This is a genomic window from Variovorax beijingensis (genome assembly GCF_007828835.1).
GTDB classification, from domain to species: Bacteria; Pseudomonadota; Gammaproteobacteria; order Burkholderiales; family Burkholderiaceae_C; genus Variovorax; species Variovorax beijingensis_A.
On record NZ_VIVL01000003.1, the window covers coordinates 34,682 to 54,015 of the forward strand.

The 19,334-nt window shown below is 67.6% G+C and carries 17 protein-coding genes; 11 read left to right on the plus strand and 6 right to left on the minus strand.

Annotated elements, in window-relative coordinates; translation table 11 throughout:
* From FB547_RS10815 to FB547_RS10860, 10 genes are all read left to right on the plus strand, one after another.
* Complete coding sequence (locus FB547_RS10815; RefSeq protein ID WP_145742088.1) at positions 1–1,143, plus strand: acyl-CoA dehydrogenase family protein; 1,143 nt, start codon at positions 1–3, stop codon at positions 1,141–1,143.
* Positions 1,140–1,952, plus strand: a complete 813-nt coding sequence (locus tag FB547_RS10820; protein ID WP_145742090.1) for an oxepin-CoA hydrolase, alternative type — start codon at positions 1,140–1,142, stop codon at positions 1,950–1,952. Before FB547_RS10815 ends, FB547_RS10820 begins: the two co-directional genes overlap by 4 nt.
* 73 nt (positions 1,953–2,025) lie before the next feature.
* Positions 2,026–3,234 (plus strand): CaiB/BaiF CoA transferase family protein, encoded by a 1,209-nt coding sequence (locus FB547_RS10825; RefSeq protein ID WP_145742092.1) that lies wholly within the window; start codon positions 2,026–2,028, stop codon positions 3,232–3,234.
* Between the two features lie 40 nt (positions 3,235–3,274).
* On the plus strand, positions 3,275–4,267 hold the full coding sequence (locus tag FB547_RS10830) for a Bug family tripartite tricarboxylate transporter substrate binding protein (protein ID WP_145742094.1): 993 nt from the start codon (positions 3,275–3,277) through the stop codon (positions 4,265–4,267).
* Positions 4,268–4,319: 52 nt separating this feature from the next.
* A complete protein-coding gene (locus FB547_RS10835; RefSeq protein ID WP_145742096.1) occupies positions 4,320–6,263 on the plus strand; it encodes an acyl-CoA synthetase in 1,944 nt (647 codons plus the stop codon).
* Between the two features lie 57 nt (positions 6,264–6,320).
* Positions 6,321–7,334 carry a Bug family tripartite tricarboxylate transporter substrate binding protein gene (locus FB547_RS10840; protein ID WP_145742098.1) on the plus strand — a complete coding sequence of 338 codons (1,014 nt, stop codon included), beginning with the start codon at positions 6,321–6,323 and terminating at the stop codon, positions 7,332–7,334.
* 113 nt (positions 7,335–7,447) lie between these two features.
* Positions 7,448–8,032: a TRAP transporter small permease gene (locus FB547_RS10845; RefSeq protein ID WP_145742099.1), complete on the plus strand. Its 585-nt coding sequence runs from the start codon at positions 7,448–7,450 to the stop codon at positions 8,030–8,032.
* Positions 8,029–9,327 carry a TRAP transporter large permease gene (locus tag FB547_RS10850; protein WP_145742101.1) on the plus strand — a complete coding sequence of 433 codons (1,299 nt, stop codon included), beginning with the start codon at positions 8,029–8,031 and terminating at the stop codon, positions 9,325–9,327. The genes FB547_RS10845 and FB547_RS10850 overlap by 4 nt, the downstream gene beginning before the upstream one ends.
* A gap of 370 nt (positions 9,328–9,697) precedes the next feature.
* A complete protein-coding gene (locus FB547_RS10855; protein WP_145742103.1) occupies positions 9,698–10,735 on the plus strand; it encodes a DctP family TRAP transporter solute-binding subunit in 1,038 nt (345 codons plus the stop codon).
* A 46-nt stretch (positions 10,736–10,781) separates the two neighbouring features.
* The gene (locus tag FB547_RS10860) at positions 10,782–11,720 is read left to right on the plus strand and encodes a nucleoside hydrolase (RefSeq protein ID WP_145742105.1); all 939 of its coding nucleotides are present in this window, start codon (positions 10,782–10,784) and stop codon (positions 11,718–11,720) included.
* A gap of 57 nt (positions 11,721–11,777) precedes the next feature.
* On the opposite strand, the gene FB547_RS10865 is transcribed toward FB547_RS10860, so the two are convergent.
* The 6 genes from FB547_RS10865 to FB547_RS10890 all read right to left on the minus strand — a co-directional run bounded on the left by FB547_RS10865 (position 11,778) and on the right by FB547_RS10890 (position 17,804).
* A complete protein-coding gene (locus FB547_RS10865) occupies positions 11,778–12,515 on the minus strand; it encodes an amino acid ABC transporter ATP-binding protein (RefSeq protein ID WP_145742959.1) in 738 nt (245 codons plus the stop codon).
* 39 nt (positions 12,516–12,554) lie between these two features.
* A complete protein-coding gene (locus tag FB547_RS10870) occupies positions 12,555–13,244 on the minus strand; it encodes an amino acid ABC transporter permease (protein WP_145742107.1) in 690 nt (229 codons plus the stop codon).
* Between the two features lies 1 nt (position 13,245).
* Positions 13,246–13,977 (minus strand): amino acid ABC transporter permease, encoded by a 732-nt coding sequence (locus tag FB547_RS10875; RefSeq protein WP_145742109.1) that lies wholly within the window; start codon positions 13,975–13,977, stop codon positions 13,246–13,248.
* 124 nt (positions 13,978–14,101) lie between these two features.
* Positions 14,102–15,004 (minus strand): amino acid ABC transporter substrate-binding protein, encoded by a 903-nt coding sequence (locus tag FB547_RS10880; RefSeq protein ID WP_145742111.1) that lies wholly within the window; start codon positions 15,002–15,004, stop codon positions 14,102–14,104.
* A 172-nt stretch (positions 15,005–15,176) separates the two neighbouring features.
* A complete protein-coding gene (locus FB547_RS10885) occupies positions 15,177–16,628 on the minus strand; it encodes an aspartate ammonia-lyase (RefSeq protein WP_145742113.1) in 1,452 nt (483 codons plus the stop codon).
* A gap of 189 nt (positions 16,629–16,817) precedes the next feature.
* Positions 16,818–17,804 (minus strand): LysR substrate-binding domain-containing protein, encoded by a 987-nt coding sequence (locus FB547_RS10890; RefSeq protein WP_145742114.1) that lies wholly within the window; start codon positions 17,802–17,804, stop codon positions 16,818–16,820.
* 61 nt (positions 17,805–17,865) lie between these two features.
* Here FB547_RS10890 and FB547_RS10895 point away from each other — a divergent pair, with 61 nt between their 5' ends.
* Entirely contained in the window at positions 17,866–19,308 is a 1,443-nt protein-coding gene (locus FB547_RS10895; RefSeq protein WP_145742116.1) for an amidase, read from the plus strand.
* Positions 19,309–19,334: the final 26 nt, after the last annotated feature.

Below are 19,334 nucleotides of genomic sequence, written 5' to 3' on the forward strand. Positions count from 1 at the left end.
GTGAACTTCGAACACACCGAAGACCGGCGCATGCTCGCCGACAGCCTGAACCGCTTCATCGCCGAGCAGTACGCCTTCGATGCGCGCGACCGCATCGCGAAGTCCCAGCACGGCTTCAGCAAAGAGATCTTCCAGCAGTTCGCCGAACTGGGCGTGATCGGCGCGCTGTTCAGCGAGGCCGATGGCGGCTTCGGCGGCGGGGGCTTCGACGTTGCGGTGGTCTTCGAGGCGCTGGGCCGCGGGCTCGTGGTCGAGCCGCTGCTGGGTGCGGTGATGGTCGGCGAGGCGATCAGCGCGGCCGGCAGCGATGCGCAGAAGCAAATGCTCGGCGACATCATCAACGGCGTGACCGTCGCGGCCTTCGCACATGACGAGGCCGACACGCACTACGAACGAACACGCGTGGCCACCAAGGCCGAACGCAGCGGCGACGACTGGGTGCTGCACGGCGCCAAGGCCGTGGTGCCGCAAGGCGAGCAGGCCGACCTGTTCCTGGTCTCGGCCCGCAGCTCGGGCAAGGTCGACGACGAAGCCGGCATCTCGCTGTTCCTCGTGCCCGCGAAGACCGCAGGCCTTTCGGTACGCGGCTGCCCCGCCATCGACGGCGGCCGGGTCGCCGAGCTCACGCTCGACGGCGTGAAGCTGGGCGCCGATGCGCTGCTGGGCGCCGAAGGCCAGGGCCATGCCACGCTGGAACGCGCCATCGGCCGCGGCGTGCTCGCGCTCTGCGCCGAAGCGCTGGGCGCGATGGAAGCCGCCAAGGCCGCCACGCTCGACTACCTGCGCACGCGCAAGCAGTTCGGCATGCTGATCGGCAGCTTCCAGGCGCTGCAGCACCGCATGGCCGACCTGCTGCTCGAGATCGAACAGGCCCGCTCGGCCGTGATCAACGCCGCCGCCGCCATCGACGGCACCGACCGCGTGGCGCGCGAGCGCGCGCTGTCGGCTGCCAAGTTCAGCATCGGCCGCATCGGCGCGCTGGTGGCGCAAGAGAGCATCCAGATGCACGGCGGCATCGGCATGACCTGGGAGCTGCCGCTGCCGCACTACGCCAAGCGGCTCGTGATGATCGACCATCAGCTCGGCGACGAAGACCACCACCTGCAGCGCTACATTGCGCTGGGCAAGGAGATGAGCGCATGACGGACAAGACCGTCCTGATCTCGCAGCAGGGTGCCGTCCGCATCCTGACCAACAGCAATCCCGGCGCGCGCAATGCGATCACGCCAACGCTGTACGCGGAGCTGAGCGCCGCGCTCGCCGATGCCGCAAACGACCCCGAAGTGGGCGCCGTCGTCTTCACCGGCGCGGGCGATTTCTTCTGCTCGGGCGGCGACCTGAACCTGCTGGCCAAGCGCCGCGAACTGCCCGCTGCGGAACGCCGCGAAAAGCTCGAAGGCCTGCACGACCTGATCCGCGACATCCGCGATTTCGGCAAGCCGGTCATTGCGGCCGTCGAAGGCGGTGCAGCGGGCGCGGGCCTGTCGATGGCGCTGGCCTGCGACATGCTGGTGTCGGCGCGCGACGCGTTCTACACGGTCGCCTATGTCAAGGTCGGCCTCACGCCCGACGGCGGCGCCACCGCCTTCCTCGCGGAGTTCGTCTCGCGCCAGGTGCTGACCGAGATGTGCCTGACCGGCGACCGCATGACGGCCGAGCGCCTGCATGCGCTGGGCGCCGTCAACCGCCTGACCGACAAGGGCGCCGCGCTGGCCGAGGCCATCGCGCTCGCGGCCAAGGTGGCCGACGGTCCCGAGCGCGCAAGCGCACGCATCAAGGCGCTGTGCCGCCAGGCGCACCGCGCCACGCTCGAGCAGCAGCTCGAAGCCGAGGCCGTTTTCATGGTCGAGTCGCAGGCCGACGACGAGGCGGCCGAAGGCATCGGCGCCTTCCTCGGCAAGCGCCGCGCGGACTTTTCCGCGCTGCGCCGCAAGAAGCAGGACGCACCCTGACGCCGGCCGCACGACCCCACTTTCACGCCTCGCGCACGCCGCGGGGCTTTCTCGTTTCAAGGGAGCTGCTCTCATGCCCATGCTGAATTCCTCGCTGCCGCTGGCCGGCGTGCGTGTCCTCGATCTGTCCCGCATCCTTGCGGGCCCCTGGTGCGGCATGGTGCTGGCCGACATGGGCGCCGAGGTCATCAAGGTCGAGCATCCGGGCCGCGGCGACGACACGCGCGACTGGGGGCTGCGCGTCGGCAAGACCGAGACCGCCTACTTCAACAGCGTGAACCGCAACAAGCGCTCGGTCACGCTCGACCTGCAGACGCCCGAAGGCCAGCAGATCGCGCGCGACCTCGCCAAGCAGTGCGACGTGGTGATCCAGAACTTCAAGTTCGGCGGCATCGACAAGCTGGGCCTGGGCTACGAGCAGCTCAGCAAGGAGCATCCGGGCCTCATCTACTGCTCGATCTCGGGCTATGACCGCACCGGCCCCGAGGCCGCGCGCCCGGGCTACGACCTCGTGGTGCAGGGCGAGGCCGGCCTGATGGCGCTCAACGGCGAGGCCAGCCAGCCGCCGCTGAAGTTCGGCGTGGCCATGGTCGACCTGTTCACCGGCATGTACTCGGCGCAGGCCGTGCTCGCGGCGCTCTACCAGCGCGAGAAGACCGGCAAGGGGCGCCATGTGGAGATGGCCCTGTTCGACTGCGGCCTGATGATCACCGCCTACTACGGCCTCGAAGCGCTGCTGATGGGCGAAGACCCGCCGCGCTACGGCAACTCGCATCCTTCGATCGTGCCCTACGGCGTGTTCGATGCGGCCGACGGCCCGCTGGTCATCACGGTGGGCAACAACGCCCAGTTCGCACGCTTCTGCACCGAGGTGATCGAGCGGCCCGACCTTGCGGCCGACGAGCGCTTCAAGACCAACATCCTGCGCTCGGCGAACCGCGCGGTGCTGCTGCCCGAGCTGCACGCCGAGCTCGCCAGGCGCCCGCGCGCCGACCTGCTGGCCAAGCTCAGCGCCTCGGGCATTCCCTGCGGCGAAGTGCTGGGCCTGCTCGAAGCGCTCAACTCCAGGCGCGCGACCGATGCCGGCCTCGTCACTGAGCAGCCGCATCCGGTGGCCGGCAAGGTCAACGTGCTGGCGCCGCCCTACCGCTTCGACGGCGAGCGCCTGCCCGTGCGCAGCGCGCCGCCGCAACTGGGCGAAGGCACGCACGAGGTGCTGCAGTCCCTGCTCGGCCTGTCGGACGAGAAGCTGGCGGCATTGAAGACAAGTGGTGTCGTCTGAACAAGACAGGCGCCCGCATTTCCAAAGTAGACAAGACCCAATGGCATCCCTTTCCTCCCCCCGCAGTCCCCTTCGCCGCGCCCTTCTCGCACTCGCCCTTCCGCTCGTCGCCGGCGCTGCCTTCGCGCAGGCCTGGCCGGCCAAGCCGATCACCGTCATCGTGCCCTTTCCGCCCGGCGGACCGACCGACGTCGCCACGCGCATCGTGGCGCAGAAGATGTCGCAGGGCCTGAAGCAGAACATCCTGATCGACAACCGCAGCGGCGCCTCGGGCACCATCGGCGCAGCGGTGGCCGCCAAGGCCGCACCCGACGGCTACACCTTCGTGATGCTGGCCACGCCCACGCTGCTGGCCGCGCACCTGTACGGCCAGACGCCCTACGACATCTTCAAGAGCTTCACGCCCGTGGGCACGGTGTACGACCTGCCGATCGTGATGGTGGTCAACCCGAAGGTACTGCCCGGCGTGAACGGCCTGCAGGACCTGATCGCCAAGGCCAAGGCCGAGGGCGGCAAGCTCAACTACACGACCGCCGGCGCGGGCAGCTTCGGCCACCTGACGACCGAGCAGCTCAAGAACATCGGCAAGTTCGAGATGCAGCACGTGCCCTACCGCGGCAGCGCACCGGCGGTGACCGACCTGATCGGCGGGCAGGTGCCTGCGATGTTCTCGGACCTGGTGGCGGTGATGCCGCACATCCGCTCGGGCACGCTGCGCGCCATCGCGGTCGGCTCGGGCAAGCGCGTGAGCCTGCTGCCCGATGTGAAGACGGTCGCCGAGCAGGGCTTCCCGGGCTTCGATGCGACCTCGTGGGGCGGCCTGCTGGCACCGGCGGGCACGCCCAAGGACGTGGTCGATCGCATGAGCGCCGAGCTCAAGGCCGCGCTCGCCGACAAGGAAGTGCAGGACAAGCTCGAGGGCGTCGGTTCCTTCGCGGCCTACGGCACGCCGGAGCAGACGGGCACGCGCATGCGCCAGGATTTCGAGCGCTGGGGCAAGGTCATCCGCGACAACAAGATCACGAACCAGTAGAACAGCGCTTTTGCGCGCGGCCGGCAACACAACAATATCCAGGAGACACGCCATGGCAGACAGCAACAAGACGAACGCGGCCGGCGCACCCTTCCGCCCGACGCTCCCGGTCCGCAGCCTTGCCGACATCCGCAAGCTCGAGGAGACCCCGCTCGAAGAGGCGCTGACGGTCCGCAGCACCTACGAGATCTTCCGCAACGCGGGCGCGGCCTTCGGCGGCAAGACCGCGCTGACCTTCCTGCGCACCGGCAACCCGGCCGACGCGCCGATACGCTGGTCGTACGCCGAACTGCTGGCGCGCATCCACCAGACCGCGAACATGCTGCACGCCCTGGGCGTGGGCCCGCAGGATGCGGTGGCGGTGCTGCTGCCGGGCTGCCTCGAATACCACCTCGCGCTCTGGGGCGGGGAGGCGGCCGGCATCGTGCAGCCGCTCAACCCGCTGCTGACCGACGAGAAGCTGGTGGCGCTGATGACCGCCGGCCGCGCCAAGGTGCTGGTCGCCTACGGTTCGGACGGCGAATCGGGCATGTGGTCGAAGGCGATGCGCCTGCGCAGCCAGGTACCGACGCTCGCGACCGTGCTGCGCGTGGCGCCGCATGACGAAGCGCCGGGCGGAGCAGGTCCCTTGCCTGAAGGCGTGGCCGACTTCGACGTGCTGCGTTCGGCACAGCCGGCCGACCGCCTCGTGAGCGGCCGCGACATCGCGCCGGCCGACATCGCCGCCTACTTCCACACCGGCGGCACCACCGGCGCGCCGAAGCTCGCGCGCCACAGCCACGGCGCGCAGGCGTTCACGGCCTGGGCCAGCGTGCAGGTCGCGGGCATGAACGAAGAGGGCATCTCGATCAACGGCTATCCGCTGTTCCATGTGGCGGGCGTGCTGCCGGCCTCGCTGGCCTCGCTCTCCGCGGGCATGGAAGTGATCATTCCGACCACCTCGCTGCTGCGCAACAAGGAGGTGCTCGCCAACTACTGGAAGCTGGTCGAGAAGTACCGCCCGACCTCGCTCTCGGCCGTGCCCACGGTGCTGGCGGCGCTGGCGAACGTGCCGCTGGACGGCGCCGACATCTCCTCGATCGGCTACTGCCGCACGGGCGCCGCCGTGCTCTCGCCGGAGCTGGCCGCGCGCTTCGAGCGCCTGTTCGGCCTGCATGTGCACGAGAGCCTGGGCATGACCGAGATGGCCGGCATCTCGACCATCACGCCGCCGGGCGTGGACGGGCCCGCGGGCTGCGTCGGCTTTGCGCTGCCCTACATGCGGATGCGCATCGTGGCGCTCGACGAGAACGGCAACGCCAGCGACCGCGAGCTGCCGCCCGGCGAGCAGGGCATGGTGCTGTTCAAGTCGCCCAACCTGTTCTCGGGCTTCGTCGATCCGGCCGACAACGCCAAGGCCTTCACGGCCGACGGCTGGCTCGCCACCGGCGACCTGGGCTGGATCGACGGCGAGGGCAGGCTCAACCTCAGCGGCCGCTCGAAGGACCTGATCATCCGCAGCGGCCACAACATCGACCCGAAGGTGATCGAGGACGCGCTGGGCGCGCATCCCGCGGTGCAGCTGTGCGCCGCGGTGGGTGCGCCCGATGCCTATGCGGGCGAGCTGCCGGTGGTCTTCGCCACGCTGGTGCCCGGCGCCTCGGCCACCGAGGACGAACTGCTGGCCTTCACCGCCGCCCGCGTCGACGAGGCGCCCGCCAGGCCCCGCTCGGTGACCGTCATCGAGCAGATGCCGATGACCAACGTCGGCAAGATCTACAAGCCCGAGCTGCGCGCCATGGCCGCCAGCCGCGTGGTGGCAGACGCGGTGGCGCAGGTCTGCAGCGAGCTCGGCGTGGCGCCGGCCGCCCGGCCGCGCGTGCGCAGCGAGGGCGACAGCCTGGTGCAGGTGCGCATCGATGCCGCGGCCGCGGGCGCGCTCGCGGCGCCGCTGCAGGCGCGAATCCGCACGGCGCTCGAGGCGCTTCCCTTCAAGACCCAGGTATTGGCCGAATAGCCGCGCGCCCCGCTTCTTTTTTTCGACAGACAACAACGACAGCCGGAGACATCGAACATGAGCGCAACTTTCACCACCACCATGCGCGGGATCACCCGCCGCGCCCTGCACTGCGGCATCGCCTCGCTCGCGATCGCGGCCACTTCCACGGCCGCCTGGGCGCAGGCCTATCCGAGCAAGCCGATCCGCATGGTGGTGCCCTTTGCCGCGGGCGGCGCCACCGACGTGCTGGCTCGCGTGATCGGCGAGAAGATGGCGGCGGGCCTGGGCCAGCCCGTGATCATCGACAACAAGCCCGGCGCCGCCGGCATCATCGGCACCGACGCGGTGGCCAAGGCGCCGGCCGACGGCTACACCCTGGTGCTGGCGCTGAGCAACTCGCTGCTCACCAACCAGTTCCTCTACCAGAAGCTGCCCTACGACACGCAGCGCGACCTCACGCTGGTCTACCAGATCGCCACCGCGCCGCTGGTGCTGGTGGTGCACCCCAGCGTGCCCGTGAAGAGCGGGCCCGAGCTCCTGAAATACGTGGCCGCCAACAAGGGCAAGGTGGCCTACGGTTCGTACGGCGTGGGCGCCTACCCGCACCTGGCCGGCGCGCACATGAGCCTCACGCAGAAGGCCGAGATGAACCACGTCGCCTACAAGGGCGAGGCGCCGATGCTGCAGGACCTGATCGGCGGCCAGATCCAGATGGCCTTTGCCAGCGCGCTGGTGGCCAAGCCGCACATCGAGGCCGGCAAGCTCAAGGCCATCGGCGTGAGCGGCGAGCGCCGCATGGCCACGCTCCCCAGCGTGCCCACGCTGGCCGAGCAGGGCCTGGACGACGAGGCCTACCGCGTGGCCGGCTGGCTCGCGATTGCCATGCCGGCCGGCACGCCCAAGCCGATCGTGCAGCGCATTGCCGAAGAGGTGGGCAAGGCCACGCGCCAGCCCGACGTGCAGGCGCGCGTGGCGGCGATGGGCTTCGACCTGAAGGAGAGTTCGCCCGAGGCTTTTGCCGCCGTGTACAAGAAGGAAAGCCCGGTCTGGGAGCGCCTGATCAAGGAGTCGGGCGCCAAGCTCGAGTAGCCCGTTCCGGGAGGGCCGGAGGAGAGCGGAGCGGGGCCGCAGCTTAGGAAAACCCCGATGAACGAATGGACATGGATCGTTACCATCCATAGCTGCTTTCCCCCTCCCTCTCGATGACCACTCCCAACGAGTCCGGCCCCCTGCTGGACGCCGCCAGCCCCCTTCCCCCAGACATCGAAGCCGCCGACGAGCCCACCCGGGTGCCGCTCGCCATCGAGGACTGGCTCACCGTCATCATCATGGGCGCGCTGGCGCTCATCACCTTTGCCAACGTGCTGGTGCGCTACTTCACCGACTCTTCGTTCGCATGGACCGAAGAGTTCTCGGTCTTCCTGATGATCATGCTGGCGCTGGTGGCCGGCTCGGCCGCGGTGGCGCGCGACCGTCACATCCGCATCGAATACTTTTCCGAAAGCGGCTCGATGGCGCGGCGCAAGCGGCTCGCGCAGTTCGGCGCGCTCATGATCGCCATCCTGTTCACGCTGATCGGCGCGCTCAGCATCCGCATGGTGTGGGACGACTACCGCTTCGACGAGACCACGCCGGGCATCGGCCTGCCGGCCTGGTGGTATTCGATCTGGCTGCCGGTCGTGTCGTTCGCCATCGCGCTGCGCGCGGTGGGCCTCATGGTCCGCCGCGGCCGCAAGGAATACCGCAGCGACACGAAGAACCCGGGCGGCAAGGGCGACGCATCGTGATCCCCACCCTGCTCTTCGTCGCCTTCGTCGCGATGATGCTGGTGGGCGTGCCCATCGGCGCCGCGCTGGGCCTGGCGGGCGCCGCCTGCATCGCGCTCGCCAACAGCGACGCCCAGTGGTTCGGCCTCTTGGCCGTGCCGCAGAACTTCTATGCCGGCCTCGGCAAGTACCCGCTGCTGGCCATTCCGATGTTCGTGCTGGTGGGCTCCATCTTCGACCGCTCGGGCGTGGCGCTGCGGCTCGTGAACTTTGCGGTCGCCATCGTCGGGCGCGGGCCCGGCATGCTGCCGCTGGTGGCCATTGCGGTGGCGATGTTCCTCGGCGGCATCTCGGGCTCGGGCCCGGCCAATGCCGCCGCCGTGGGCGCGGTGATGATCGCGGCCATGTCGCGCGCGGGCTACCCGGCCGCCTTCTCGGCCAGCGTGGTGGGCGCCGCGGCGGCCACCGACATCCTGATTCCGCCTTCGGTCGCGTTCATCGTGTACTCGGTGCTGGTGCCCGGCGCCTCGGTGCCGGCGCTCTTTGCGGCCGGCATGGTTCCGGGCGTGATGGCCGGCCTGGCGCTGATGATCCCGGCCGTGCTGCTGGCCCGCCAGCACAAGATGGGCGCGCTCGAAGCGACGCTGCCGCGCCCGCCGTTCTGGAAGAGTTTTCGCGATGCAAGCTGGGGCCTGGCGGCGCCGGTGCTGATCCTGGGCGGCATGCGCGCGGGCTGGTTCACGCCCACCGAAGCCGCGGTGGTGGCGGTGTTCTACGGCCTGTTCGTGGGCATGTGCGTGCACCGGACCATCAAGGTGCGCGACCTGTTCGTCATCCTGCGCGAATCGGGCGAGCTCTCGGCGGTGATTTTGCTGGTGGTGTCGCTCGCGGGCATCTTCGCGTACTCGCTCTCGACGCTCGGCATCATCGACCCGGTGACGCGCGCCATCGTGAATTCGGGCCTGGGCGAATACGGCATCCTGGCGCTGTTGATCCTGCTGCTCATCACGGTCGGCATGTTCCTGGACGGCGTATCGATCTTCCTGATCTTCGTGCCGCTGCTGCTGCCGATCGTGCAGTACTACAAATGGGACCCGGTGTGGTTCGGCGTGATCCTCACGCTCAAGGTGGCGCTCGGCCAGTTCACGCCGCCGCTCGCGGTCAACCTGATGGTGTCGTGCCGCATCGCCAAGGTGCGCATGGAAGAGACCGTGCAGTGGGTCGGCTGGATGCTGTTCTCGATGTTCGTGGTGATGGTGCTGGTGATCGCGTTCCCGGAACTTGCCTTGTGGCTTCCGAGGAAGCTGGGGTACTGAAATGGGGCGGTGCGTTTGGATGCTTTGTTCAGGGTGCGATCACGCCGACGGGGTGCCTTGCTCCGCGAATGTCCCCCGCCCTTCGGGCTCCTCCTTGATTTCGCTGCGCAAGGCACCCCATCGACGTGATCGTTGGTCAGAGCGGTCGTTGATCGGCCAGCACCAGAGCCGCGTCCACTGTGCACAGGGCATCGGGTGCTCCCCGCAGCGAATCAAGGAGGAGGCCGCAGGCCGGGGGACATTCGCGGAGGGGAGTACCCGGTGGCCTGTGCACGCGCCCTGAACAACACCGCCAAGAACACCTCCAGCCCAGTACCGTTCCCGAAAACATCCATCGCTTAGTTGTGTTCAGAAAACAAGGAGACCTCTCATGAAATTCCGCCGCACCCTGCTCGGCCTTGCCGCCGCAGCCACCGCCCTGGGCCTGTTCTCGACCGGCGCCATGGCGCAGGCCGCCTACAAGCCCGAGTACAAGATGTCGCTGGTGCTCGGCCCGCCGACGCCCTGGGGCCAGGCCGGGAAGATCTGGGCCGACCTCGTGAAGGAGCGCACCCAGGGCCGGATCAACATCAAGCTGTACCCCGGTGTGTCGCTCATCCAGGGCGACCAGACGCGCGAGTTCAGCGCGCTGCGCCAGGGCGTGATCGACATGGCCGTGGGCTCGACCATCAACTGGTCGCCGCAGGTCAAGCAGCTCAACCTGTTCTCCATGCCCTTCCTGATGCCCGACTACGCGGCCATCGACGCGCTCACCCAGGGCGAGGTCGGCAAGGACATGTTCAAGACCCTCGACAAGGCCGGCGTGGTGCCGCTCGCCTGGGGCGAGAACGGCTACCGCGAGATCACCAACTCGAAGAAGCCGATCAAGTCGCCGGCCGACCTGAAGGGCATGAAGATCCGCGTGGTCGGCTCGCCGATCTATTCCGACATGTTCACCGCGCTCGGCGCCAATCCCACGCAAATGAGCTGGGCCGACGCGCAGCCCGCGCTCGCCAGCGGCGCCGTGGATGGCCAGGAGAACCCGCTGTTCCTGTTCACCGTGCTCAAGATGCACACCGTGGGCCAGAAATTCGTGACCACCTGGGGCTATGTGGCCGACCCGCTGGTGTTCGTGGTCAACAAGGAGATCTGGGCCTCGTGGACGCCGGCCGACCAGGCCATCGTGCGCCAGGCCGCCGTCGACGCCGGCAAGCAGGAAATCGCGCTCGCGCGCAAGGGCCTGGTGGAAGCCGACAAGCCGGTGCTCAAGGACATTGCCGCCATGGGCGTCACCGTGACCCAACTCACGCCCGCCGAGCGCGACGCCTTCGTGAAGGCCACGCGGCCGGTGTACGACAAGTGGAAGTCGACCGTGGGCGCGGACCTCGTGGCCAAGGCCGAGAAAGCCATCGCGGCGCGCCAGAAGTAAAGCCCGCGTCCCCGTGGACCGGGGCGGGGGCCGCGACAATGCGGCCATGCACACCCTGATCATCGACACGGACCCCGGCGCGGACGACGTGATCGCGCTGCTGTTCGCTTTGGCGGCGCCCGAATCGCTCGCGGTCCAGGCGCTGACCACGGTGGCCGGCAACGTGCCGCTGGCCAAGACCTCGCGCAACGCGCGGCTCGCCTGCGAATGGGCCGGCCGGCCGGAGATTCCGGTGTATGCGGGCGCCGAACGGCCGCTGCGGCGCACGCCGATCTACGCGGCCAACATCCATGGCCGCGAAGGCATCACCGGCGTGAAGGTGCACGAGCCCGCCGCACCGCTGGCCGAAGGCCATGCGGTCGACTACCTGGTCCGCACGCTGCGCGCCGCGCCCGAAAAGAGCATCACGCTCGCGATGCTCGGGCCGCAGACGAACCTGGCGCTGGCCCTTGAACAAGCGCCCGACATCGCGCGCGGCCTGCGCGAACTGGTGCTCATGGCCGGCGCGCACTTCAACGGCGGCAACATCACGCCCACGGCGGAGTTCAACGTGTTTGCGGATCCGCATGCGGCCGAGGCCGTGCTGAAGTGCGGCGTGCCAATCACCATGCTGCCGCTCGACGTCACGCACAAGATCCTCACGAGCGACGAGCGCATCGCGCGGCTGCGCGGCCTCGGCAACCGGGCCGGCGCCATCGTCGCCGACATCCTGGACGCCTACGCGCCGCAGGAAATGCAGCACTACGGCATGCCCGGCGGGCCGGTGCATGACGCGACCGTCACGGCCTACCTGCTGCGGCCTTCGCTCTTCAAGGGCAGGCGCATCCACGTCGAGATCGACAGCCGCGAGGGCATGGGCTTTGGCCAGACGGCGGCCGACTGGCACGGCAGCCTGCATCGCACGCCCAATGTGAACTGGATCGCCGATGGCGATGCGCAGGGCTTCTTCGACCTGCTGACGGAGCACATCGCACGGCTGCCGTAGGCAATAAAAAAGCCACGCTGCAAAACAGCGTGGCTCTTGTCCTTGCGCCGCAGCGGATCAGTGCTGCAGGATCTTGTTCAAGAAGTCCTTGGTGCGCGGCTGGCGGTTCTCCGGATGGCTGAAGAACTCGTCCTTCGGGCAGTCTTCCAGGATCTTGCCGCCCACGTCGATGAAGATCACGCGGCTCGCCACCTTGCGGGCAAAAGCCATTTCGTGCGTGACCACCATCATGGTCATGCCGTCCTTGGCCAGGCTCACCATCACGTCGAGCACTTCGCCGACCATTTCGGGGTCGAGCGCCGAGGTGGGCTCGTCGAACAGCATCACGATCGGGTCCATGCTGAGCGCACGGGCAATGGCCACGCGCTGCTGCTGGCCGCCCGAGAGCTGGCCCGGGAACTTGTCCTTGTGCGCCATCAGGCCCACGCGGTCGAGCATCTTGAGGCCGCGGGCCTTGGCTTCGTCGGGGCTGCGGCCGAGCACCTTGATCTGCGCGATCGTGAGGTTCTCGGTGACCGACAGGTGAGGGAACAGCTCGAAGTGCTGGAACACCATGCCGACCTTGGAACGCAGCTTGGGCAGGTTGGTCTTGGGGTCGTGCAGCGGAATGCCGTTGACGGTGATCTCGCCCTTCTGGAAGGGCTCGAGCGCGTTCACGGTCTTGATGAGGGTGGACTTGCCCGAGCCCGAGGGCCCGCACACCACCACCACGTCGCCCTTGGAGATGCTCACCGAACAATCGTTGAGCACCTGCACCGGGCCATACCACTTCGAGACGTTCTTGATTTCAATCATTTTTTCGGACATTTCTTTCTCTCCGGTTCAGCCACTCGATCAGCGAATGATGGCAATCTTCTTGTGGAGGCGCTTGACGAGCCACGACAAGGCATAGCACATGATGAAGTAAACCACGGCCGCGAGCAGGTAGGCCTCGATCGGGCGGCCGAAGTTCTTGCCCGCGGTCTCGAAGCCCTTGAGCATGTCGTAGGCGCCGATGGCATAGACCAGCGAGGTGTCCTGGAACAGGATGATGGTCTGCGTGAGCAGCACCGGCAGCATGTTGCGGAAGGCCTGCGGCAGCACCACGAGGCGCATGTTCTGGCCGTAGGTCATGCCGACCGCCTGGCCCGCATACACCTGGCCGCGCGGAATCGACTGGATGCCGGCGCGCATGATCTCGCTGAAATAGGCGGCCTCGAACGCGATGAAGGTGATCACGGCCGAGATTTCCGAGCGGTAGTTCGAGCCGACGGAGCCGAAGGCCGCGTAGAACGAGGCCGGCACCAGCAGGAAGAACCACAGGATCACCATCACCAGCGGAATGCTGCGCATGCCGTTGACGTAGATGGCGGCGGGCGCGTCGAGCCACTTCTTGCCCGACAACCGCATGAGCGCCAGCACGGTGCCGAAGAGCACGCCGCCGATGGTGGCGACGATCGTCAGCATGATGCTGAAGTAGAAGCCCTTGACGACGAAGTTGCTGATGACGTCCCAGTTGTAGAACGACAGGTCGAGATTCATCATGTCAGTGTCCCCCGCCGCCGCTGGCCGAGACGATGAAGCCCGGCACGCGCGTCTTCTTCTCGATGAAGGCCATGATGCGGTTGATCGCAAAGGCCGAGATCACGTAGAGCCCCGTCACCGCCAGGTACACCTCGATGCCGCGCGAGGTTTCTTCCTGCGCCTGCATCGCGAACATCGTGAGCTCGGTCACCGACACGGCAAACGCCACCGACGAGTTCTTGAAGATGTTCATCGTCTCGCTGGTGAGCGGCGGAATGATGATGCGGTAGGCCATGGGCAAAATGACGTAGCGGTAGTACTGCGGCGTGGTGAAGCCCACCGCCATGCCCGCGTAGCGCTGGCCCTTGGGCAGCGCCTGGATGCCCGAGCGCACCTGTTCGGCGATGCGCGCCGAGGTGAAGAAGCCCAGCGCCAGCACCACCAGCACGAAGCTGGGCACGCCCTTCATGACCGGCACCAGCGCCGGGATCACGTGGTACCAGAGGAAGATCTGCACCAGCAGCGGAATGTTGCGGAACAGCTCGACCCAGGCATTGCCGAAGCGCACGAGCCACGGGCTGTCGGGCAAGGTGCGGATGATGCCGATGAGCGAACCCAGCACCAGCGCGACGATCAGTGCCAGCAGGGCCACGGACACGGTCCAGCCCCATGCGGACAGCATCCACTGCCAGTAGGTCGGGAACTTCCCGCCCGGGTCTTGCAAGAAGACCTGCCAATCCCAGTTTGATCCCATCGGGGACTCTCCTTTTTTCAGATTTCCAGACTGCTGGCTAGCTAAGGCCGTGCCCGCGCGCCGCATTTGCGAAAACAAACGCCCGCCGGGGGCGGCGGGCGTTGCGCAGATGACCTTGCCGTGCTTACTTCTTGGCCGCGTAGTCTTCCATCGGCTTGTCGTTCGGGTTGGCCCAGGCCGCCTTCGTGGCTTCGGACAGCGGCAGGTTCACCGTGACGTTCGACGGCGGAATCGGCTTCAGGAACCACTTGTCCCAGAGCTTGGCGAGGTCGCCGTTCTTGATCTGCGCCTTGATGCTGTCGTCCACCACCTTCTTGAAGGCGGGGTCGTCCTTGCGGATCATGATGGCGATGGGCTCGACGCTGAGCACCTCGCCGACGATCTTGTAGTCGGCGGGCGACTTCGACTTGGCGATGTTCGACGCCAGGATGGAGCCGTCCATCACGAAGGCGTCGGCGCGGCCCGATTCGAGCAGCAGGAAGCTGTCGGAGTGGTCCTTGCCATAGAGTTCCTTGAAGTCGATGCCGCCGGCGCGCTCGTTCTTGCGCAGGGTCTGCACCGAGGTGGTGCCGGTGGTGGTGGCCACGGTCTTGCCGTTGAGGTCCTTGATGGAGGTGATGCCCGAGTTGGCCTTGACCGCGATGCGCACTTCTTCCACGTAGGTGGTCACCGCGAAGGAAACGTCCTTCTGGCGCGTGGCGTTGTTGGTGGTGGAGCCGCACTCGAGGTCGACGGTGCCGTTCTGCACCAGGGGCACGCGGTTCTGCGAGGTCACGGGCTGGTACTTGGTTTCCAGCTTGGCAAGGCCCAGGTGCTTCTGGATGTCCTTGATGATGTTCGCGCACACGTCGTAGTGGAAGCCGGTGTACTGGCCATTGCCCAGCGTGTACGACAGACCGGAGGATTCCCGCACGCCTTCGGTGATAGCGCCCGAGGCCTTGATCTTGGCCAGGGTGTCATTGGCCTGTGCAAAGGCGCCGCCGGCAGCCAGGGCTGCGATTGCCAATGCCAATACTTGCTTGTTCATACGGAAAACTCCTGAGGTGACTGGAAGATACAGATACAACGAAATTCTAGACATTCACGTCATGGGGAATACCCGGACCAACCCGGTGCATTCTCGATGGCGACAGCACCGACCACGCGCATCGAAGCGCCGTCGTGGTGCAGGTGGACCCATTGGCATTGTCCGACTTTCACTAAGCAGCCTTTGTGCCCGAGGGCTCGGCAGCCGCCGGCACCGGCGCGGACAGGCGCACGGGCTGGGTCAGGTTCTCGGGCACGAGCAGCGCCTCCATCTCGGCGCGCGTCATGATGCCGAGCGATTCGGCCACCAGGTCGATGGGCCCGCCGGTGGCCAGCGCGGTTTTTGCGATCAGCGCCGCCTTCTCGTAGCCGATCAGCGGATTGAGCGCTGTGACCAGCGTGACCGATTCGCGCACCCGCTTGGCCAGGAATTCGCGGTTTGCCTCGATGCCGTCGACGCAGTTCTGCCGCAGCGTCGTGCAGGCATTGCCCAGGTGCTTGATGCTCTTGAACAGGCTCCAGCCCATGATCGGCTCGAAGGCGTTGAGCTGCAGCTGGCCGGCCTCGGACGCCATGGTCACGGTGATGTCGTTGCCGATGACCTCGAAGGCCACCTGGTTCATGACTTCCGGGATCACCGGGTTCACCTTGCCCGGCATGATCGACGAGCCGGCCTGGCGCGCGGGCAGCCGGATCTCGCCGAAGCCGGCCTGCGGACCGCTGGAGAGCAGGCGCAGGTCGTTGCAGGTCTTGCTGAGCTTGGTGGCCACGCGCTTGAGCACGCCCGACAGCTGCACGAAGGCGCCGGTGTCCTGCGTGGCCTCAATGAGGTTGGCCGACTGCTTGAGCGGCACGCCGGTCTGCTCGGCCAGGTACTGGCAGGCCAGGTTGGCGTAGCCGTGCGGCGCGTTGATGCCGGTGCCGATGGCGGTCGCGCCCAGGTTGATTTCCTCGATGAGCGCGCGCGCCTCGCCCAGGCGGGCCTCGTCCTCGCCGATCATGATGGCGTAGGTCAGGAACTCCTGGCCCAGCGTCATGGGCACGGCGTCCTGCAGCTGGGTGCGGCCGATCTTCAGGATGTCCTTGAACTCGAGCGCCTTGGCCTCGAAGCTCCGGCGCAGCTCGGCCATGGATTCGAGCAGCTTGTCGATGGCGAACCACAGCGCCAGCCGCACCGCCGTCGGGTAGACGTCGTTGGTGCTCTGCGAGGCGTTGACGTGGTCGTTGGGATGCAGAACGTCGTAGCGGCCCTTTTCATGGCCGAGCTTCTCGAGCGCGAGGTTGCAGATCACCTCGTTGGCATTCATGTTGGTGGAGGTGCCGGCGCCGCCCTGGATCACGTCGACCACGAATTCGTCGAGCAGCTTGCCCTCGATGAGGTCCTCGCAGGCCAGGATGATGGCGGCTGCGCGCTCGCGGTCGATGGCGCCGAGGTCGGCATTGGCGCGGGTGGCGGCCTTCTTCACGAAGGCCAGCGCGCGCACCAGGTCGGGCATGGCCGACACCCGGGTGCCGGAGATGGCGAAGTTCTCGACCGCGCGCGCCGTGTGCACGCCCCAGTAGGCAATGGCAGGAATCTGCTTCTCGCCGAGAAAGTCGTGTTCGGTCCTGAAATTGGGGCTCATACAGGTTCCTCGGCTAAAAAAAAGCACGCGGATGGCGCGTGCCGTAAAGATTGCTGTGTGACAGCGGCAAAAAACTGCCGCGACTGTAGTGCCGCCCGGCCCGCGGCGCCAATGCCGTTTGCGGGGAGTGTTATGCGCTGCATTTATAGATTGTGCAGCGCACAAATTCCGCGCGTCAATCGATGGATGTCAGCGTCCGGGCTGGGCGCCAACCAGATACGACCATAGCGCATCGGCCGTGCGCTTGGGCTGCAGGCCCTCGGAGGCCGAAGCCTTCGCGGCGCGGCCTGTGCCGGTCTTCACCGGCGCGGGCGCGCCGGGCCGCTCGCGGTAGGCGCGGATCTCCATCGTCGCCTCCAGGCTGTCGATCTCGGGCGGCAGCGCGCTCACGAGCTTGCGCGTCTTGATCTCCTTGCGCACCGCGCTCTGCGGCAGAAAGGCGATGCCGTGGCCTTCGAGCGCCATGACTTTCAGTCCCTCGGCCATGTCGGTTTCATAGACCCGGTCGAGGTGGATGGCGGTGCCCGACTCCTTCAGCAGCTGGTCGACCACCCGCCCCAGGTAGGCGCCGGGCGCATAGCCCAGGTAGGGCAGCGGCTGGCCGGGCCGGCCGGGCAGCCGGAAGCGCGGCGCGCCGTCGGCATCGGCCTTGACCCAGGGCGCCACGGTTTCCTCGCCCAGACTGACCATCTCGTACTTGTTGGCGTCCAGCTGCAGCGGCTGGGACGGATGGTGGTAGGCGATCAGCAGGTCGCAGCTGCCCTCGACCAGGCGCAGCACGGCGTCATGCACGTTGAGCGCGATGAGCCGGCTCTTGATGGGGCCGAAGTGCTCGCGCAGGCTGGTCACCCACGAAGGAAAGAAGGTGAAGGCCAGCGTGTGCGGCACCGCGATCTCGATCACGTCCTGCCCGGCGGCCGAGTGGCCGCGCAGCATGGCGCGGGTGCTCTGCAGCGACTGCAGCATCTCGATGGCCTGGCTGTAGAGCGTCTGGCCCGCAGGCGTGAGGCGCGTGGGGTAGGAACTGCGGTCGACCAGGTCGGTGCCGGCCCAGCCTTCGAGCGCCTGGATGCGGCGCGAGAACGCGGGCTGGGTCACGTGCCTCAACTGGGCCGAGCGGCTGAAGCTGCGCGTTTCCGCCAAACTGATGAAGTCTTCGAGCCACTTTGTTTCCATACGCGGCGATTATGCGAGCGCCGCGCCATACTGGGCTCCCCCTCCTTTTCCCGCATTCGCCATGCCTTCAGCCGACCTGCTCGACCTCAGCGCCACCGAACTCTCGCGCCGCATCGCGGCCCGCAGCGTGTCTTGCCAAGAACTGATGCAAGCCTCGCTGGCGCGCATCGAGGCGCTCAACCCGCGCTTCAACGCCATCGTTTCGCTGCGCGAGCCCGAGGCCCTGCTGGCCGAAGCCCGCGAGCGCGATGCCGAGCTGGCGCGCGGCGAACGGCGTGGCTGGATGCATGGCTTTCCGCTGGCGGTGAAGGACCTGAGCCACGCGGCCGGCCTGCCGACCTCGATGGGCTCGCCGCTGTCGCCGCGCTCGCCGGCGCGCACCGACAGCCTGCACGTCGCGCGCATGCGCGCGGCCGGCGCCATCGTGATCGGCAAGACCAACACGCCCGAATTCGGCCTGGGCTCGCACACCTACAACCCGGTGTTCGGCATCACGCGCAACGCCTATGCGCCCGAGCGCAGCGCCGGCGGCAGCAGCGGCGGCGCGGCCGTGGCGCTGGCCCTGGGCATGCTGCCGGTGGCCGACGGCAGCGACATGATGGGTTCGCTGCGCAACCCGGCCGCGTTCAACAACGTGATCGGCATGCGGCCCTCGCGCGGCCGCGTGCCTGGCGATCCCGAGCAGGAGCTGTTCTTCCAGCAGCTGGGCACCGAAGGCCCGATGGCTCGGACGGTGGAAGACGCCGCGCGGCTGCTCGCGGTGCAGGCGGGCTTCGACACGCGCGTCCCGCTGTCGTCGCCGCAGGCGCTGCCCTCGCCCGACGCCATCGCGCTTGACGGCGATGGAAAAGGCCTGCGCATCGGCTGGCTCGGCAGCCTCTGGCCCGAGTTGCCGCTCGCGCCCGGCATCCGCGAACTCGGGGAGAAGGCGCTGGACACCTTCCGCGCCATCGGCTGCGAGGTCGAGCCCTGCACGCTCGACGTGCCGCGCGAGCACAACTGGAGCGCCTGGCTGCGGCTGCGTCAGCTGCTGGTGGGCGGCAAGCTCGGCGCCTACCTGAGCGACCCGAAGCTGTTCGCGCAGCTCAAGCCGGAAGCGCAGTGGGAAATCGAGCAGAGCCGGCATCTCGATGCGGCCTCGCTCTACCAGGCCTCGCTCTACCGCTCGAACGTGTACCGTGCATTCCTCAAGTTGTTCGAGCGCTTCGATTTCGTGCTGGCGCCGACCGCGCAGGTGTTTCCGTTCGACGCGGAATTGCACTGGCCGAAGGAAGTCGCTGGCGTGGCGAGCGACACGTATCACCGCTGGATGGAGATCGTCACGCCGTTCACGCTGGCCGGGTTGCCGACGCTGAACGTGCGCGCCGGCTTCGGCGAAGGCGGGCTGCCGATGGGGCTGCAGCTGGCCGGGCCGATCCATGCGGACCTCGAGGTGCTGCGGCTGGGGCATGCCTATGACCAGGCCTGCGGCTGGGGCTCTCGTCACCCCCCCGTATTGGCTTGACTCCCTCCCCCGCTGGGGGAAGGCTG

Excerpts from the sequence above, each read along its gene's own strand:
- FB547_RS10835 (WP_145742096.1), top strand. The coding sequence starts at position 4,320 with ATGGCAGACAGCAACAAGACGAACGCGGCCGGCGCACCCTTCCGCCCG.
- FB547_RS10865 (WP_145742959.1), bottom strand. The coding sequence starts at position 12,515 with ATGATTGAAATCAAGAACGTCTCGAAGTGGTATGGCCCGGTGCAGGTG.
- FB547_RS10880 (WP_145742111.1), bottom strand. The coding sequence starts at position 15,004 with ATGAACAAGCAAGTATTGGCATTGGCAATCGCAGCCCTGGCTGCCGGC.
- FB547_RS10895 (WP_145742116.1), top strand. The coding sequence starts at position 17,866 with ATGCCTTCAGCCGACCTGCTCGACCTCAGCGCCACCGAACTCTCGCGC.
- FB547_RS10870 (WP_145742107.1), bottom strand. The coding sequence starts at position 13,244 with ATGATGAATCTCGACCTGTCGTTCTACAACTGGGACGTCATCAGCAAC.
- FB547_RS10820 (WP_145742090.1), top strand. The coding sequence starts at position 1,140 with ATGACGGACAAGACCGTCCTGATCTCGCAGCAGGGTGCCGTCCGCATC.
- FB547_RS10830 (WP_145742094.1), top strand. The coding sequence starts at position 3,275 with ATGGCATCCCTTTCCTCCCCCCGCAGTCCCCTTCGCCGCGCCCTTCTC.
- FB547_RS10885 (WP_145742113.1), bottom strand. The coding sequence starts at position 16,628 with ATGAGCCCCAATTTCAGGACCGAACACGACTTTCTCGGCGAGAAGCAG.
- FB547_RS10890 (WP_145742114.1), bottom strand. The coding sequence starts at position 17,804 with ATGGAAACAAAGTGGCTCGAAGACTTCATCAGTTTGGCGGAAACGCGC.
- FB547_RS10845 (WP_145742099.1), top strand. The coding sequence starts at position 7,448 with ATGACCACTCCCAACGAGTCCGGCCCCCTGCTGGACGCCGCCAGCCCC.
- FB547_RS10860 (WP_145742105.1), top strand. The coding sequence starts at position 10,782 with ATGCACACCCTGATCATCGACACGGACCCCGGCGCGGACGACGTGATC.
- FB547_RS10855 (WP_145742103.1), top strand. The coding sequence starts at position 9,698 with ATGAAATTCCGCCGCACCCTGCTCGGCCTTGCCGCCGCAGCCACCGCC.
- FB547_RS10840 (WP_145742098.1), top strand. The coding sequence starts at position 6,321 with ATGAGCGCAACTTTCACCACCACCATGCGCGGGATCACCCGCCGCGCC.
- FB547_RS10825 (WP_145742092.1), top strand. The coding sequence starts at position 2,026 with ATGCCCATGCTGAATTCCTCGCTGCCGCTGGCCGGCGTGCGTGTCCTC.
- FB547_RS10875 (WP_145742109.1), bottom strand. The coding sequence starts at position 13,977 with ATGGGATCAAACTGGGATTGGCAGGTCTTCTTGCAAGACCCGGGCGGG.